Below are 16,926 nucleotides of genomic sequence, written 5' to 3' on the forward strand. Positions count from 1 at the left end.
GCGGAGTCGATCGCGGTCCTCGGGCAGCAACTGATGACGGGTCGATCAGTCATGATGGTGATGATGGTGATGATCGGCCGACGTGTTCGACCATCCGTGTGAGGCGAGCGGGACGTCGGCCACCACACCCTGCAGACGCAGTGCGGCGAGGGTGTCCTTCGCGGTCGTCGCGCTCGTCATCAGCGGCGTCGACACCTGGTGCGCCGAGACATCCAGCGGGGCATGCTGGTTGCCCAGCAGATAACCCAGCAACAGCATTCGCCGCGCACCGTCGGGTCCGCCGTTGGCATCGAAGTCGACGACGATGGCGGGCTCGGCAGCACGACGTACCACGGTGATGGTCTCGCCGTCGTCGGCCAGGACCGCGCCGTCGTCGAGAAAGGAACCTCGTGGGAGGCGGAGCCGCACCGTCGATCCCGATGCGGTCGTGAGCATCTGTCGGTGCTTACGCGCGTCCCCCCAACCGATCTCGACGAGGTCGAGTCGACGTCCGTGGAACTCTTCATCACACTCACGTCCCAGGAGGTGGGTCACTTCCCGCGCCTGCTCGGTGGATTCAGTGGTCATGGGGTGTCCTCTCAGATCAATCGCCTTGGGGGCGGTGCCAGCATCAACAGTTCGGACCGGATTGACGCCAGACACACGGCGAGCGCCTCACGCATCGCGGGTGCTCTCGTGCCGAGCACGCGCACGATCGCACCACTCTCGCCCGGCAGTGCGCTGACGCCGCTGACCACATCCAACGCGTCCAGGGCCGATTGCAGTGCATTCTGTAATGCACCGGTGCTTCTCGTGGGAGCTACTACCAGCAACGTAGCGCAGTAGTTCGCGCCGATCAGCCGCTCCGGCAGCGAACCGGCGTCGTCGACCCGCCCTTCGGGTCGACTGAACCGAAGCGCGTCCCGCGCAACGACCTCACCGTCGACCCGCACCGTGGTCCGGCAGACGAGAGACCGGTACCGGAACCGCTCCCCACGGCCGATCCGCCCGGAAGCGAGCATCTCCCATCCGACGAAGAGCCCCGAACCCCGGACGTCGATCTCGGTGTACTGAGCGAACCGGGAGTCGGCCTGCGGAATGATCTCGCGCGGTACGAACTCGACCACCGATCGATCTGTGACCCGGATCCGTTGGTGGTGGGTTGCCCCCGGCCCGTCGTGCCCGTCGAACACCTGGGTTGCCGCCTGGGACGTGAACAGGAGATGGCTGCCGGGGCCGGCCGCCACAGTCGTGTGCAACGAGTCGTCGGCGAAGATCCCCCCGGACGGATTCTGTACGCAGAGATAGGCGATCCGTGGGTCGACGTCGACATACAGCGGTGTGGTGACCCGTTGCGGGTAGGCCTGCCGCAGATGCCGCACCCGAGTCCTTCCGCAGATATCGGCGACCACGTCGACATCGAGAACCCCCGGCTCGATCATGCCTTCGGTGGCGTGGGAAGCATTGCTCCCTTGACTATCTCGTCGGCCACCTCGACGACGCCCACCTGATGCCGTAGGTCTGTGAACAGTGTGGGTTTACTCGGCCGGGCAACCGAACAGTCGTGTCGCATGCGATCCAGGTCGGCTCCGACCATCTCGGCGAGATCGATCTTGTTCACCAGGAGCAGGTCAGCCTGCAGAAGGCCGATACCCTGCTTCCGCGGGATGTCGTCGCCGGCGGCGGTGTCGATGACGAAGATCCAGTAGTCGACGAGATCACTGCTGAACGTGGCGGCGAGATTGTCTCCGCCGGACTCGATCAGCACCGCGTCGAGGCCTGGGTAGGCAGCCGCCAGGTCATCCACGGCGGCCATATTGACCGATGGGTCCTCGCGGATCGCGGTGTGCGGGCACGCACCGGTCTCGACGGCTCGGACCCGCGCGGGGTCGATGATGCCGCTGCGTCGTACACGCTGGGCGTCCTCGTCGGTCACCAGGTCATTGGTGATCACTGCGAGATCGACCCCGCGTTCTGTGAGGACGGGGACCAACGACTCGACCAGCCTGGTCTTGCCAGAGCCGACCGGTCCGCCGATTCCGATACGGATCGGATCCGAACTCATGCTCTCCTCCTATTTGAGCGTGTACCGGCGTCCGAGCGGGACGCTCGACATCGGTGTGCTCGTGCAGATCTCCCCGTTCACCACCACCCGGTAGGTATCGGGTTCGATGGAGATCTCGGGCAGGTGGTCGTTGTGGACGAAGTCCGCCTTGGTCAAGGCCCTCGATCCCGTGCAGCCGATCAGCGGGGTGTCGAGGCCGAGTCGTTCCCCGAGGCCCGAGTCGAGGGCCGCACGTCCGACGAAGTTGACCGACACGTCAACCGGCGACTTGCCGAAAGCCGCCCATTGCGGGCGATACTTCAGCGGTTCGCAGGTCATCAGCGAGGCGTTCGATTCGCCCATCACCGACCACGCCGGGAAGCCACCTTTGAACACCACTTCTGGACGGATACCGAAGAACTTCGGCTCCCACAGCACGATGTCGGCGAGCTTGCCGGGCTCCAGCGAGCCGACCTCGTGGTCGATGCCGAACATCCTCGCCGGATTCAACGTCAGCTTGGCGATGTAACGCAAGATGCGCTGATTGTCCGCGCCGGTACCGGCGTCGTCCGGCAACGGCCCACGCGTGGCGCGCATGTGCGAGGCGAGTTGCCATGTACGGGCGATGGTTTCGCCGATGCGGCCCATCCCTTGCGAGTCCGAGCCGATCGCGGAGATGGCGCCAAGATCGTGCAGGACGTCCTCGGCGGCGATCGTCTCTCGCCGGATACGCGACTCGGCGAAAGCCACATCCTCCGGTATCCGCGCATTGAGGTGATGGCACACCATGACCATGTCGAGATGCTCGTCGAAGGTGTTGAGCGTATACGGGTTGGTCGGATTCGTGGACGACGGAAGGCAATTCGGCTCACCCACGACCCGCATGATGTCCGGGGCGTGTCCACCGCCCGCACCTTCGGCGTGATAGGTGTGGATCGTGCGCCCACCGATTGCGCGCATGGTGTCCTCATAGAAGCCCGACTCGTTCAGGGTGTCACTGTGGATCTGCACCTGTAGGTCGAGTTCGTCGCCCGCGTCGAGCGAGGCGCGGATCGATGCCGGCGTCGCACCCCAGTCCTCGTGGATCTTGTATCCGATCGCACCGGCGAGTCCCTGCTCGATCAACGGTGCTGTGGATGCGGCACTTCCGTTCGCGATGAATCCGAAGTTCATCGGGAATGCCTCTGCTGCCCGAAGCATCCTTGCCAGATTATGTGGCCCCGAGCTGGTGATCCCCACCGTGACCGGACCCAGGCCCCCACCGATCATGGTGGTGATACCGCTCGAGATGGCTTCCTCGACCAGTCCGGCGCTGTCGAAGTGCACGTGGACGTCGATGGCTCCCGCGGTCGCGATCATGCCTTCACCCGAACGGATGTCGGTGCCGGCTCCGATCACCAGCTCGGCATCGACCCCATCCATGGTGGCGGGGTTGCCGGACTTGCCGATGCCGGCAATACGCCCGTCCTTGATCCCGATGTCGGCCTTACGAATCCCCAGCACAGCATCGATGATGAGGACGTTCGTGATCACGAAGTCCAGTGCGCCTTCGGCATTCGTGATCGCATTGTGCACGGCCATGCCCTCACGCATGGTCTTGCCGCCGCCGAACACCGACTCGTCGCCGTAGACGGTGGCGTCGGACTCCACGCGCGCCAGGAGTTCGGTGTCGGCCAGACGCACCCTGTCGCCGGTCGTCGGCCCGAACAGCTCCGCGTAATGCCTACGCGTCAGTCTCTGCACCATCGTCCCCTCCTGAAGTGTTCCTCCCCGATAGGTCTCCCGCGGACGTGTCCAGGAATCCCGCCGTGCGCAGGTCGCGTAGCGTCGCGGCGGGCAGCGCACCATCGGTTGGGCCGTTGGTCATGTCGTTGAGTCCGGTGATGACGCGCTCGCCGCCGAAGGCGACGAGTTCCACATCGTGCTCGGCCCCCGGTTCGAATCGGACAGCGGTGCCCGAGGGGATGTCCAGACGCATCCCGAAGGCCTCCCGCCGATCGAACAACAGCGCCCGGTTCGCCTCGAAGAAGTGGAAGTGCGAACCGACCTGGACCGGTCGATCACCGGTGTTGACCACCGTGATCGCTGCCGTGTCCCGCCCGTCGTTGATCACGACATCTTCGTCGACGAGCAGATACTCCCCGGGCGTGTGCTCGTCACCGGCCAGTCGCATTGGCGCAGTGCCGGTTCCCGGCCGAATCGGGTCGTGAACGGTGACGAGCTTCTGGCCGTCGTCGAAGAATCCCTCCACCTGCACCGACCTCAGAAGGACTGCGACCCCGGGGGCCACGTCGTCATCGGTGAGGAGCGACGCACCGAGTGCCGCCGCCTCCGAGACGCTGGCTCCCCCACGAGCGGCTTCGGCCACCTCGTCGGCGATGAGCGCACGCGCTTCCGGATACGTCAGTCGCAGTCCGCGCGACCGGCGTCTGCGTGAGAGTTCAGCTGCGAGGAAGAGCAGCAGCCGGTCCTCGTCCTTCGGTGTGAGATGCACAGATGTTCCCTCTCAGATGGCCGACACGTCTGGGGTTCGCAGGTCAGGCCCCGACACCCTCAGCCCACGGGTAGCTGTCGAGGAAAGGGTCGGGTTCGATCGGTCCATCAGAACTCCACACCACGTCGAACTGACCGTCTGCGGTCACTCGGCCGATCCGCGCCGTCTTGGTGACATGGTGGTTCTCGCCGTCGACGGTGACCAGTCCCTCGGGCGCTTCGTAACTGACGCCGGCCGCAGCAGCGGACACTTCTTCCGGTGTGAACGTATCCGCCTTCTCGACCATCTGCTTCCACAGGTGCACAGCGGTGTAGGCCGATTCCATCGGGTCCGAGGTCACACTCGACGACCCGAACCGCTCCTTGAAGGCGGCAACGAACTCGTCGTTCACCGGATTGTCCAGTGACTGGTAATAATTCCACGACGACAACTGACCGACGAGGTTCTGGGCTCCGATGCTCCTGACCTCTTCCTCGCCGACGCACATCGACATGACCGGCATCGTCGATGCGTTCAGGCCGACGTTGTTGTACTCGCGGAAAAATGCGGCCAACGAGTCGCCGACAACCACGTTGAACACGGCATCGGCGTCGGATCGACGGATCTTGTTGACGATCGTGGAGAAGTCGGTGGAGCCGAGCGGAGCGTAATCCTCACCGGCGATGGTCATTCCGTTCTCCTCCGCATAAGCACGCACTATCGCGTTCGAGGTGCGGGGGAAGACGTAGTCACTGCCCACGAGGTAGATCGACTTCACTCCTTGTTCGCGGAGGTAGTCCAGTGAGGGGATGATCTGCTGATTGGTCGTGGCACCCGTGTAGAAGATGTTCGGAGAGCTCTCCAGCCCCTCGTACTGCTGGCCGTAGTAGAGCAGCGCACCGGTGTCCTCGAACACGGGGAGCATCGCCTTCCGGCTGGCAGAGGTGTATCCGCCGAAAACTGCTGCGACACAGTCGCTCGCTACGAGCTTCTGGGCCTTCTGGGCGAAGATCGCGGGATCGGAGGCACCGTCCTCGGAGATCTGCCGCAGTTGCTTTCCGAGCACACCTCCGTCCGCGTTGATCTGCTCCACGGCGAGCGTGATGGCGTCATGGATCACGACTTCGCTCACTGCGGTACCACCGCTGAGCGAGTTGATCGATCCCACCGCGACCGAATCTCCGCTCGTATCGAGACAGTCGACGCGGCCTGCGGCGCTGTCACTGTCGGAAGCCGCACTCCCGCACGCGGACAGCATGACACCGGCCACCGCCACAGCGGTGATCGACATCGTCATGCGCCATCGGGAACGTTCACGTGAAGAGTCCGTGGTCATCGGTAACTCCTGGCTTGTCGGCCGGAGTTGCTGCTCCGGGCCGTCTGAGATCAATCGGTCACCGGCCGCACAGCGGTGTGCGACCCGTGCCTCGAATCTAAGGACCGAGACCTGCCGCGCGAATCGGGAGAATTCCCCATCTTTCCCACTTCGATTGTTAACTGCTGGTTTCTAGATCGACAACGAGTGTTGCGTCGCCGGCCTGATGTGAAACATCGCCGAAACGCGCTTGCGGAACAATGCAACCCATCGAATGATCATCGTCGGGGGGTTACGGAGAGCGCATGAGATCGTCGACCACCGGGCCCTATCATGAGGCACTGGGGAGCGCGGCCGACCTCAACACGCGTGCCGACGAACTGCTGTGCGCGCTCGGTGAGCGCGTGTCGTCGTCGGCAAGCGCGATCAGTCTGTGGGATCCGGTCGCGGGCCGGCACCTGACCCTCGCCAATCACGACTATCCCGATTCAGTCATGAGCCATTTCAACAGCTGGTTCGTCTCGAACGACCCGCTGTTCAAAGAGATGGAGAGAACCCGCTCCGGCGCGTTGCGCTGGCGTGACTTCCCCGGGTACCGACGGACCCACTCGGTCACCAACGTGTTCACCCCGGCCGGATTCGACGAGGGACTGTCCGCCCGCCTGGTCACCGCACAAGGCACTTATGCCGGGACCTTGCACGTCAATTCCGACGACCGCCGCTACCCCCGCGACGTGGACGTCACCGAGATCAACGAGCTCCGCAGCAGTGTCGCGTCGCTTCTCGACACGACGATGCGTCCGGTGATGGTGGCTGACTTCCTCTCTCCAGGGAGCCCCGCGTGGCTCATCGACAGGTCGGGAAACTGCCGGGCCCTACACGATCAGCTCATACCAGATGTCGACCCCGAACTGCTCTCGATCGTCGCACGACTCGCCGGTACCGAGCGCAAGTTCCGATGGTGCGACCCCGGGGGAACCTGGCATCTGGTCCGGCTGCTCCCGGCGACGCCGCGATATCGGGCCGCCACCCCCGTGGCCCTGACCTTCGCCACGCCCGAGCCGCTCCCATTCGACCTCACCGGACGGGAGCTGGAGGTCCTCACCCTGGTGGCGAACGGTCTGACCTCGGCGCAGATCGCCGTTGCGCTCGTCATCAGCGCCAAAACAGTCGGCCGCCACATAGAGCATCTACTCGGCAAGACCGGGGTCGCCAACCGCGTCGGACTCGCAACGCTGGCGCATCAGCACGGTCTCCTCAGCGGACTCCAGATGCAACCTTGAATCGCCGGCGTGGTGTCGGAGGTACCCGGCCGGTCAGTCCGCGCGTGCCGCCGCGATGATCGCGGCGATGTCCTCGTCCCGCATCCCGAACCCGGCGAGGCGTCCGAGCGGTATCGACGCCATCATCCGTGCCATGTCGACGCCCAGGGCGTCGTCGGAGCTCGTCAGCGGGTTGTCCTCGAATCTGGACGCGAGCGCTTGCGCCGCAGCAGGATTCGCCAGGACCTCGCCGAGGGTCGAGTTCTCGTCGATCGCGAGGCGAACCTCGTCGCCCGCGATCTCGACGGTGGTGGTCAGCCGGATGTCCCGACTCGACGCGCCGACCTCGACGCCGTACCCACCCGGTTCGACGATCCAGCGGTCGACGCGGGTGTCCCAGTAGGCCAGGTCGTTGCGGTCGATTGCGATCGAGATGGTCTGCGACTCACCTGGTTCGAGGTCGCGGGTGGTCGCGAAGCCCGTCAGCTCGCGCGGCGGTCGTCCGACTCGTGAGTCCGGCTTCGACGTGTAGACCTGGACGATGTCACGTCCGGCCCGAGATCCGGTGTTGGTCACCGTCACCCCGACGACCACTCCGTCGACGCCCGGATCATCCGATGCGACGGACAGATCCGAGTACTCGAAGGTCGTGTAGGACAATCCGTGCCCGAACGGGTAGGCGACCTCGATGTCCCGGGCGTCGTACCAGCGGTAGCCGACGAAGATGCCCTCGCCGTAGCGGATGTGCGAGTTCTCGTTCGGGAAACTCAGATACGCCGGGGTGTCCTGCAACCTGACCGGCACGGTCTCGGTGAGCCGACCCGACGGGTTGACCGCCCCGAAGAGCACGTCGGCGATGGCCCCGCCCCCGGCCTGGCCGAGGAGCGCGCCGTCGAGGATTGCAGGGGCCGCGGCGATCGATCCGAGGCGGAGGACGCCTCCGTGAGCGAGCACGACGACCGTTCGCGGTTGCACCGCCAGGATCGCGGTCAGCAACTCGACCTGGTCCGCCGGCAGTTCGATGTCGTCGCGGTCGAAGCCCTCCGACTCCTGTGCGGCCGCCAGTCCCAGGAACAGCACGGCGGCATCGGCGTCCGTCGCTGCGGCGATCGCGCCCGCCGTATCCACCCGCAAGCCGTCGGTGCTGAAACCCGGGGCGTAGGTCACCGTGCCGCCGGCTGCCCGGATCTCGTTCTCCGGTACGTCGAGGCGCGTCGGGTTCACGTGCGAACTGCCGCCGCCCTGATAACGGGGGTCGTGCGCGAACGAGCCGATGACCGCGACGGAGCGTCCGGGGCTCAACGGGAGGAGATCGCCGTCGTTCTTGAGCAGGACGATGGACCGAGCCGCGGCCTCGCGCGCTAGGCGATGGTGGAGATCGAAGTCGACGACGGACCGGTTCGTCCGGCCCGCGGCGGCCCGCTCCGCGAGTTCCCGGACCGCCCGGGCCGACCGGTCCAGCGCCGCCTCGCAGAGGGTTCCGTTCCGGACCGCGTCCACGACCTGCGCGTCGGTGCAGTCTCCCGGGCCGGGCATCTCGAGATCCAGGCCGGCGGCGACCGCCCGAACGCAGTCGGCGACCGCACCCCAGTCGGAGACCACCACGCCGTCGTAGCCCCACTCACCCCGCAACAAGTCGGTGAGGAGCCACCGGTTCTCCGCCGCGTACGTGCCGTTGATGCGGTTGTAGGAGCACATCACGGTCCACGGGTTCGCCGTGCGGATGATGTGCGCGAAGGCGCGGAGGTAGATCTCCCGCGTCGGGCGCGGGTCGACATCCGAACTCGACCGCATCCGGTCGTCCTCGGCGTTGTTCAGCGCGAAGTGTTTGAGCGACGTGCCGACCCCGATGCTCTGTACGCCGCTCACCCACGCCGCGCCGAGCCGGCCCGTGACGAACGGATCCTCGGAGAAGTACTCGAAGTTGCGGCCGCACCGGGGATCTCGCTTGATGTTCACGCCCGGGCCGAGCAGTACGTCGACGTCGAGACCGCGTGCCTCGCGGCCGAGCGCTTCGCCGACACGACGGATCAGCCCGGTGTCCCAACTCTGGCCGAGTCCGACCGCGGGCGGGAAGCAGGTGGCGGGTTCGCTGCCGGCGAGGCCGAGGTGGTCGGTGGCGCCGGTCTGTTTCCGGACCCCGTGCGGACCGTCGGTGAGTGTCAGCGCGGGAACGGAACCGACCGATTTGGTGGTCCAGAAATCGGCGCCGCTGCCCAGCGCGGCCTTCTCGGTCAAGCTGAATTCACTCACTCCAAGACACTACCGACGATCGTCGGGCGATCAGCTGGCTCCCGGGCAGTACACGGTGTAGTCCCACTCCGTGTTCCGGTCCGGCCCGGTCACGCGCACCACGACCGAGGTGTCGCCACCGGGTGGCACGGTGACCCGGACACTGCCGGTTCCCTGGTTGATGTCGTCTCCGACGTAACCGGTGTTGTAGATCTGCCGGCCACCGTAGAACACGCGGATCTCGTCCGGGATGTCGTAGGTGTCGTAGTTCAGCGTGAAGCTCGTCGGGCCTCGCAGGCCGAGGATGTGCCGGGTCTCGGTGACTCCGTAGCCGCCGGACTTGGTCTCGGAGTTGCACCGCTGGGTCGACGGCGGAGCCTGATTGCCCCCGAGACTCCCGAAATAGTCGAGGCCGCCCAGACCGTATTCCTCGAGACTGCCCCCGTCGACGCTTCCGCCGTCGAGGCTCCCGGACTCGAATGGCGCGGCATCGGCGATCGCGGCCGGGACGACCGCAGCGGTCGCCGTCGCGGCCAGGATGAGGGCAGCTCGAACGAAAGTGGTTGTGCGCATCGATTTCTCCGGCAGTCGAGTCGTTTCGGGGGTGGTTCCGACGCTAACGCGACCTGCCATCCGCGGATATCCCCTCATCGGGTGAAAGCACGACGACCAGATGACACCCGTGCGGGTGACACCTCGCTGCCACAGCGTCTCGGGCGGCCAGCCCCTACGTCAGATATCGGTCCCGGAGCGCCTTCTGGTCGGCGGCACCCAGACCCAACGCCTCGCCGAAGTAACCCTCGATTCCGCCGTACCGCTTGTCCACCTCGTCGAACGCGGCGTCGAGATAGCCGGAGTCGACGCCCAGCACGCCGACGAGGAGCTCGGGATCGCCCCCGGCGGCGGCGAACCCGTCGAAGATGGGTGTGAGCGACGGGATCAGACGTTCATTGGTGAGCAGGTAGTCGCGGTAGACGTCGTCCTTCGGCACCCCGAACAGTGTCAGCAGAGATGCTGCGGCCCAACCTGTTCGGTCCTTGCCGGTGGTGCAGTGCATGAGGGCCGGCGTCGAGCCGTCGATCAGTCCACGAAACAACTGCGTGTACGACGCCGTCGCACTGGGCAGGGTGATCATCTCGCGATAGGTCCCACAGATCATCTCGCGCGCCTTGCCGCCGGACAGCATTTCATCGGCCTGCGCGACGACGGCGGGGTCGGCGAGGACAGCACCGATGTTGGCGGGAATCGACATCTGCGCATCGGCGAGGACATCGAGTGCGATGTTCGACGCGCCGGGCAGGACGGGGTCGGGGATGGCCTCGCTCTCGTGCGCCGATCTCAGGTCGTAGACGGTCTTCAGACCGAGTGACTCGAGCGCGGAGACGTCGGCGGTGTCGAGCGCGGAGAAATCCGTCGACCGGTACAGGACACCGGATCGGACCGTCTGCCCGTCCCCGGTCCGCCAGCCGCCGAGATCGCGGAGGTTGGGCAGGCTGGAGATGGGGCTGGGCGCACCGGGGGTCGCAGTCACGGTCACATCGTGACAGATTGTGCGGCGGTCAGTCGGTGAGCGCGCTTTCGAGCATCGGCCACGACTTCACGAGCTGGTCCTGCCAGTAGGGCCAGGCGTGCGTCCCCGGTGCGTAGTCGACGGTCGCGGGGATGCCGAGTTGCTTGAGTCGACGATCGAGATTGAGCGTGCACTGGTGGGTGGCGGCCTCGATGGCGCCGCCGACCGCGATCTGGTCGATGTAGATCGTGGTCTTCCCGTCGATTCCCTGGCCATGCAACTGGTCGTGCGGTCCGGGGACCCCCGTGCCGGTACTGATGTAGATCGCCTTGCCGCGCAGCTTGTAGGTGTTGACGACCGGGTCGTGCGCCCGCCACCCCGGGGAGCCGACCGGACCCCAGATGTTGGCGATGTCGCCACCGCCGCGTCCTTCGACGACCGCGCGGATGGCGAGTCGGCCGAGATTCGTACTCGTCTCGGCACAACCGCTGTAGGAGGCGACCGCGCGGTAGAGCTGAGGTGCGGCTTCGGCAAGACTCAACGACGACGTTCCCGCCATGGAGATCCCCGCGATCGCGTTTACGCCGGTGGTGTTCAGCTCCCGATCGATGAGCGGCGGTAATTCGCTGGTCAGGAACGTTGTCCATTTGTTTCGCCCCAGCACCGGGTCGACTTTCACCCAGTCGGTGTAATAGCTGTACGCGCCGCGCATCGGCACGACGACATTCACATTCTTGTCGGCGACGAAATCGACGATGTCGGTTTGCTCGAACCAGTGTCCGGTGCCCTCTCCGCCACCCGCGCCATTCAGCAGATACAGCGTCGGTCGGGGCATCGAGCGGTCGGCCGGCACGAGAACCCGGACCGGTACGTGACGTTTCATCGACGGCGAATACACCGACAGGTCCAGGACCCGGCCATCGGCGACAGCGCGGGCCAGCGCCTTCGCCCGGGACGAGGAATCTCCCGGCTCGGCGCCGGCGAACGACGGAACCGCAAGCGCGACAACGAGTACAACGATCGAGACCGTTGTGGCGACCAGGCGTCGGCGGAACTGACCACCCACTGCGGACATCACAGTCCCTTCACATCACTACATGCTCACATCGCTACCGCGCCGCCGTCTCGACAACGGAATTCACACACGCCGATATCGATCCGAATACGTTTCACCATACGCACCGGAGACGGCCCCGTCCGGATTACCACGGCCGGGGCCATCGCTGTTCACCTCGCGATTGCGCACACCATGGTCATTGTTGGAGGCGATTTCACGATGACTGATCCCGGCCGGTCGAGGTGTCGTGCTCCTGAACAGCTGATCTCGTGCGAGTGCGCCGGCCGTGATCGTCTCCGCCGTCGAAAACGACCGGCCACTTCGAAAGGCGCAGGGAACGCATTCACCGACCACCCGGTGCCAGATTCGGCCGATCGGACTAAAGCCGGACCGCCTCTGATCGCACCGACACCGGAAACAGCATTCGTGGATTCTGGAGCAGCGCCGGCGGGGCGACGGCCGACCGCTCGAGCGTGCCGGTCCAGCGGACCCGACGCCGATGCGGGGTGAGCGCCCTGCCCCGGCGGGAGAACTCGTACTCGCCGATCAACGTCCCCAGGGGCAGCACGTCCGGATCGGTGGGGTCGACGACGGCGACCTCGTCCCCCACCCGCAGATCGGAGACGAACGACGCGAGCACGCGGAGGTCCTTGCCCGGCCGCCGCCCGGGGCTACGCTCCTTCAGCAAGGCGCGCAGGCCGGCCTCGGTGCCCATCGAGGCGTCGGCGTCGATGCCGGATTCGACGCCCAATCCGACGATCTGCCGCTGTCGGAACTGTGCGTACTGTTCGTCGGATCCGGCCCGGATGATCCACACGGTGCGGGTCGGTTCGTCCAGATCGTGCGCGTCGGTGGCCGGCGGATCCGGCCAGAAGTAGGGCATCTCGTCGTCGATGTCGACGTCGTCGAACACGGAGCCGTAGAAGTCCGGCGCTTTGCGGAGCAGCGCCGAACGGTGACTGCGATGGAGTCGGTCGTCGCCGAGCCACGCGGGCATCAGGCCCTGCGCGGTCAGCTCGGCTTGGGACGCACCCACCACCTCGGGCGCGAACTCGGCGATCATCGGAGCAGTGGTGTCCGCACGACCGCCGCTGGTCCACACGTCGACGAAAGCGAGCCCATAGGCGACCAGCGCCGGAGTGTGCCCACGCCACATCGTGACCGCGGGATGGCTGGCCCAGCCGTAATCGAAGAGTTCGAGCGCCCGCAGGATCTGCAGCGTCTCCACGCGCTGCTTACCGAGGCGCGCGGGGTCCAGGACCTCGGCAGAGCGTCGAAAGTCCGGGTAGGGCAGGAACGTCTGCATGGCGCTCGCATACCCACTTCGGACGGGCGCTCACACCCGGCGGAGCCGCGCGGCGCCGAACTCAGAGTTGTCAGCTGCTACCGAAGATCGGCGATCCCGGCCCCGGCGTCACACCCGGACCGGCTCAACCAGCGGCGGGTGCGATCTACTGCCGCGCAGCGTCAGCCGAAGCCTGCGGGTGACCTCGAAGAGGTGATCGACGCGCGGACTTCGGGGCTCAGTCGGATGCGGAGTCCGACGCGTCGGTCCCGACCTCGGGCACCGCACACACGCCGTCGACGCAGACCGCCGCGTCGTCGTCGCCGATCATCTCGAAGGGCACCACCGGGTCAGACACGATCGGGCTCCTCGGCGCGGACCTTGTCGAGGGCCTGCGCGAAGGTTTCCGGCGCCTGGGCTCCGGAGATGCCGTACTTGCCGTTGATCACGAAGAAGGGAACCCCGCTGATCCCGTATGCACGGGCTTGGTCGATGTCGGCTTCGACGGCCGCGGCGTACTCGCCCGACTCGAGCGCGGCCAGCACGGCGTCGCGATCGAGACCGACATCGGCCGCCAGATCGGCGAGTTCGTCGGCGCGGCCGACGTGGCGCCCCTGCTCGAAGTACGCCTGGAACAGACGCTCGGCCAGATCCGCCTGTCGGCCATGCGCTTTCGCGAAGTGCAGGGCCTCATGCGCTTTCAGGGTCTTGGTGTGCTGCAGCCGGTCGAAGTCGTAGTCGAGACCGACCTCGGCGGCGATCCCGCGGACCTGGTCGAGCATCCCCCGGACCTGATCGGCCGGCATGCCCTTGTGCCGGACGAGGAAGTCGACCTCTGAACCGTCGAAGTCGACCGGCGTATCCGGTGCGAGCTCGAAGCTGTGGTAGGTCACCTCGACGTCGTCGCGTCCGTCGAACTCGGCGAGGCCCGCCTCGAACTTGCGTTTGCCGATGTAGCACCAGGGGCAGGCGATGTCGGACCAGATGTCGACGGTGATGGGAGCGCTCATTGCCCTCTCAACACCTCGCGGATCGAGAACGTTCCCGGGAGTGCGTCAGACCCGATCAGCCGCCCCAGGCGCGTCGAGCAGGTCGTCGAGATGCGTTCGCGACCAGTCGCACAGGCCGTGGACCGTCGAGACGAGGTCGCGGCCGGCGTCCGTCAGGGTGTAGTCCACCCGCGGATTCGCGCTGCGATGGTCGTGCCGATGGATCAGGCCGTGCGCCTCGAGATCGCGCAGCGTCTGGGTGAGCACCTTGTCGCTGATCGTCCCGATCGATCGCTTCAACTCACGAAACCGGCGGGGTCGCTGCCGGATCTCCTCGAGGACGGTCAGACCCCATTTCGTCGACACGACGGTGAACACCGACCGCGCGAGGTGCCGGGCGCGCTCTTCGGCCTCGGACGACGGCGCGGCGTCCCCGCTCACCTCGAAGTGCGTACTGCCGCTCATCCGCCTGCGCTCCTAGCGTGGGGTCGATGCGAGTGCTGAAGACCTACGCCAGGATATTCGTCGCCGACCTCGACGAGTCGCTTCCGCTGTACGAGACGATCGTCGGTGCATCGGCCGATCTCCGATTCGCTTTCGAGAGGGCCGAACTCGCCGCCGTCGGCGACTTCCTCCTCATCGCGGGAGCCGACGACGACGTCGAGGCCTACCGGTCGACCGTCGGACCGGTCATCGTCGACGATCTCGACGCCTTGATCTCGCAGGTCAGCGGCGGAGCCGCCGCCGAGGTCATCGGCGAATCCGAGAGCGCGACTGGACGATTCGCCTACCTTCGCCATCCCGACGGTGCGGTCCTCGAGTATGTCCAGTGGTCGCAGGAAGTCGCCGAAGCCGTGCTCGGAACGCCGAAGGCCGGCCACCCGCTTGGGTGACCGGCCTTCGGTTGGTGCTGCGTGAGTGGACGCAGGGATCTGATCAGGAGATCAGAAGCCCATCCCGCCCATCTCGTCGCCACCCGGCATGGCCGGTGCGGCGTTCTTCTCGGGCTTGTCGGCGACGACGGCCTCGGTGGTGAGGAACAGAGCCGCGATCGAGGCTGCGTTCTGCAGCGCCGAGCGGGTGACCTTCACCGGGTCGTTGATGCCGGCCTTGAGCAGGTCCTCGTACACACCGGTGGCGGCGTTGAGGCCGGTGCCGGTGGGCGAGTTGAGGACCTTGTCGGCGACGACGCCCGGCTCGAGGCCGGCGTTGATCGCGATCTGCTTGGCCGGAGCCGACAGGGCGACCTTGACGATGTTGGCGCCGGTGGCCTCGTCACCCTCGAGCGAGAGTGCGTCGATGGCCGGCTCCGACTGCAGCAGGGCCACGCCACCGCCGGCGACGATGCCCTCTTCGACGGCAGCCTTCGCGTTGCGGACGGCGTCCTCGATGCGGTGCTTGCGCTCCTTGAGCTCGACCTCGGTGGCCGCGCCCGCCTTGATGACCGCAACACCGCCGGCCAGCTTGGCCAGACGCTCCTGCAGCTTCTCACGGTCGTAGTCGGAGTCGCTGTTCTCGATCTCGCCGCGGATCTGGGCGACACGACCGGCGATGGCGTCGGGATCGCCCGCGCCCTCGACGATGGTGGTCTCGTCCTTGGTCACGACGACCTTGCGAGCGGTACCGAGCAGCTCGATGCCCGCGCCCTCGAGCGAGAGGCCGACCTCTTCGCTGATGACCTCGCCACCGGTGAGGATGGCGATGTCGGCCAGCATGGCCTTGCGGCGGTCACCGAAGCCCGGGGCCTTGACGGCGACGGACTTGAAGGTGCCCTTGAGCTTGTTGACGACGAGGGTCGAGAGAGCTTCGCCCTCGACGTCCTCGGCGATGATCAGCAGCGGCTTGCCGGCCTGGATGACCTTCTCCAGCAGCGGCAGCAGGTCCTTGATGGTCGAGACCTTGCCCGAGACCAGCAGGATGTACGGGTCGTCGAGGACGGCTTCCTGGCGGTCGGCGTCGGTGACGAAGTAACCCGAGATGTAGCCCTTGTCGAAGCGCATGCCCTCGGTGAGCTCGAGCTGCAGGCCGAAGGTGTTGGACTCCTCGACCGTGATGACGCCTTCCTTGCCGACCTTGTCCATCGCCTCGGCGATGAGCTCGCCGATCGAGGCGTCGCCGGCCGAGATACCGGCGGTGGCAGCGATCTGCTCCTTGGTCTCGACCTCCTTGGCGCTCTTCAGCAGCGACTCGGTGACGGCCTCGACGGCCTTCTCGATGCCGCGCTTCAGACCCAGCGGGTTGGCGCCGGCGGCGACGTTGCGCAGACCCTCACGGACGAGAGCCTGGGCGAGAACGGTGGCGGTGGTGGTGCCGTCGCCCGCGACATCGTCGGTCTTCTTGGCGACTTCCTTGACCAGCTCGGCGCCGATCTTCTCGTACGGGTCCTCCAGCTCGATCTCCTTGGCGATGGACACACCATCGTTGGTGATCGTGGGGGCGCCCCACTTCTTCTCCAGGACGACGTTGCGACCCTTGGGTCCCAACGTCACCTTGACGGCGTCGGCAAGGCTGTTGAGGCCCCGCTCGAGGCCGCGACGGGCCTCTTCGTCGAACGCAATTTGCTTGGCCATGGGTAAGTGATCCTCCGAAGGGGGTGACACTAGGTTCGTATGGCCGGAACTCGGTGCCCGCGACGGACGACCGGTGTGTCATTCGGTACCGGCCTCACCGTCCCGACCTGGCACTCACAGCTCGCGAGTGCCAACCTCGTTTTTAGCACTCGACCAGTGCGAGTGCAAGGCTGGATCAGGTGTCCCGGTCGGCTGCGTGGTCGGCCGCCG

The 16,926-nt window shown here is 66.2% G+C and carries 16 protein-coding genes; 2 read left to right on the forward strand and 14 right to left on the reverse strand.

Features of this window, described 5'->3' with window-relative positions:
• Positions 1–45: 45 nt before the first annotated feature.
• Genes KB201_RS09805 through urtA form a run of 6 tightly spaced genes read right to left on the reverse strand, consistent with a single transcriptional unit; the run spans position 46 to position 5,832 of the window.
• Positions 46–567: a hypothetical protein gene (locus tag KB201_RS09805; RefSeq protein ID WP_078111712.1), complete on the reverse strand. Its 522-nt coding sequence runs from the start codon at positions 565–567 to the stop codon at positions 46–48.
• Between the two features lie 11 nt (positions 568–578).
• Positions 579–1,421, reverse strand: coding sequence for an urease accessory protein UreD (locus KB201_RS09810; protein WP_078111713.1), 843 nt, complete (start codon positions 1,419–1,421; stop codon positions 579–581).
• Complete coding sequence (ureG, locus tag KB201_RS09815; RefSeq protein WP_211539102.1) at positions 1,418–2,044, reverse strand: urease accessory protein UreG; 627 nt, start codon at positions 2,042–2,044, stop codon at positions 1,418–1,420. The genes KB201_RS09810 and ureG overlap by 4 nt, the downstream gene beginning before the upstream one ends.
• 9 nt (positions 2,045–2,053) lie before the next feature.
• Positions 2,054–3,769 (reverse strand): urease subunit alpha, encoded by a 1,716-nt coding sequence (gene ureC, locus KB201_RS09820; protein WP_211539104.1) that lies wholly within the window; start codon positions 3,767–3,769, stop codon positions 2,054–2,056.
• Positions 3,747–4,517: an urease subunit beta gene (ureB, locus tag KB201_RS09825; RefSeq protein WP_211539106.1), complete on the reverse strand. Its 771-nt coding sequence runs from the start codon at positions 4,515–4,517 to the stop codon at positions 3,747–3,749. The genes ureC and ureB overlap by 23 nt, the downstream gene beginning before the upstream one ends.
• Before the next feature lie 43 nt (positions 4,518–4,560).
• Complete coding sequence (gene urtA, locus KB201_RS09830; protein ID WP_374193908.1) at positions 4,561–5,832, reverse strand: urea ABC transporter substrate-binding protein; 1,272 nt, start codon at positions 5,830–5,832, stop codon at positions 4,561–4,563.
• A gap of 284 nt (positions 5,833–6,116) precedes the next feature.
• On the opposite strand from urtA, the gene KB201_RS09835 reads away from it, so the two are divergent.
• Entirely contained in the window at positions 6,117–7,094 is a 978-nt protein-coding gene (locus KB201_RS09835; RefSeq protein ID WP_058251311.1) for a LuxR C-terminal-related transcriptional regulator, read from the forward strand.
• Between the two features lie 33 nt (positions 7,095–7,127).
• Here KB201_RS09835 and KB201_RS09840 read toward each other — a convergent pair whose 3' ends face one another.
• The 7 genes from KB201_RS09840 to KB201_RS09870 form a co-directional block, all read right to left on the reverse strand.
• Positions 7,128–9,326, reverse strand: coding sequence for a glycoside hydrolase family 3 C-terminal domain-containing protein (locus KB201_RS09840; protein ID WP_307848059.1), 2,199 nt, complete (start codon positions 9,324–9,326; stop codon positions 7,128–7,130).
• A gap of 30 nt (positions 9,327–9,356) precedes the next feature.
• Positions 9,357–9,878 (reverse strand): hypothetical protein, encoded by a 522-nt coding sequence (locus KB201_RS09845; protein WP_078111717.1) that lies wholly within the window; start codon positions 9,876–9,878, stop codon positions 9,357–9,359.
• A gap of 154 nt (positions 9,879–10,032) precedes the next feature.
• Positions 10,033–10,836: a tyrosine-protein phosphatase gene (locus tag KB201_RS09850; protein WP_176455862.1), complete on the reverse strand. Its 804-nt coding sequence runs from the start codon at positions 10,834–10,836 to the stop codon at positions 10,033–10,035.
• A gap of 28 nt (positions 10,837–10,864) precedes the next feature.
• A complete protein-coding gene (locus KB201_RS09855; protein WP_211539108.1) occupies positions 10,865–11,890 on the reverse strand; it encodes an alpha/beta hydrolase family protein in 1,026 nt (341 codons plus the stop codon).
• A 361-nt stretch (positions 11,891–12,251) separates the two neighbouring features.
• Positions 12,252–13,178 carry an MSMEG_6728 family protein gene (locus KB201_RS09860; protein WP_211539110.1) on the reverse strand — a complete coding sequence of 309 codons (927 nt, stop codon included), beginning with the start codon at positions 13,176–13,178 and terminating at the stop codon, positions 12,252–12,254.
• Between the two features lie 329 nt (positions 13,179–13,507).
• Positions 13,508–14,167, reverse strand: coding sequence for a DsbA family protein (locus KB201_RS09865; RefSeq protein WP_058251316.1), 660 nt, complete (start codon positions 14,165–14,167; stop codon positions 13,508–13,510).
• A 45-nt stretch (positions 14,168–14,212) separates the two neighbouring features.
• Positions 14,213–14,611 (reverse strand): helix-turn-helix domain-containing protein, encoded by a 399-nt coding sequence (locus KB201_RS09870; RefSeq protein WP_078111721.1) that lies wholly within the window; start codon positions 14,609–14,611, stop codon positions 14,213–14,215.
• Between the two features lie 26 nt (positions 14,612–14,637).
• Between KB201_RS09870 and KB201_RS09875 the strand changes: the two genes are divergently transcribed.
• Positions 14,638–15,039 (forward strand): VOC family protein, encoded by a 402-nt coding sequence (locus tag KB201_RS09875; protein WP_078111722.1) that lies wholly within the window; start codon positions 14,638–14,640, stop codon positions 15,037–15,039.
• A gap of 51 nt (positions 15,040–15,090) precedes the next feature.
• Here the strand turns inward: KB201_RS09875 and groL are convergent, their stop codons facing one another.
• Entirely contained in the window at positions 15,091–16,716 is a 1,626-nt protein-coding gene (gene groL / locus KB201_RS09880) for a chaperonin GroEL (RefSeq protein ID WP_058251318.1), read from the reverse strand.
• Positions 16,717–16,926 lie beyond the last annotated feature (210 nt).

The sequence above is a fragment of the Gordonia sp. SCSIO 19800 genome, assembly GCF_018132775.1.
Lineage (GTDB): Bacteria > Actinomycetota > Actinomycetes > Mycobacteriales > Mycobacteriaceae > Gordonia > Gordonia hongkongensis.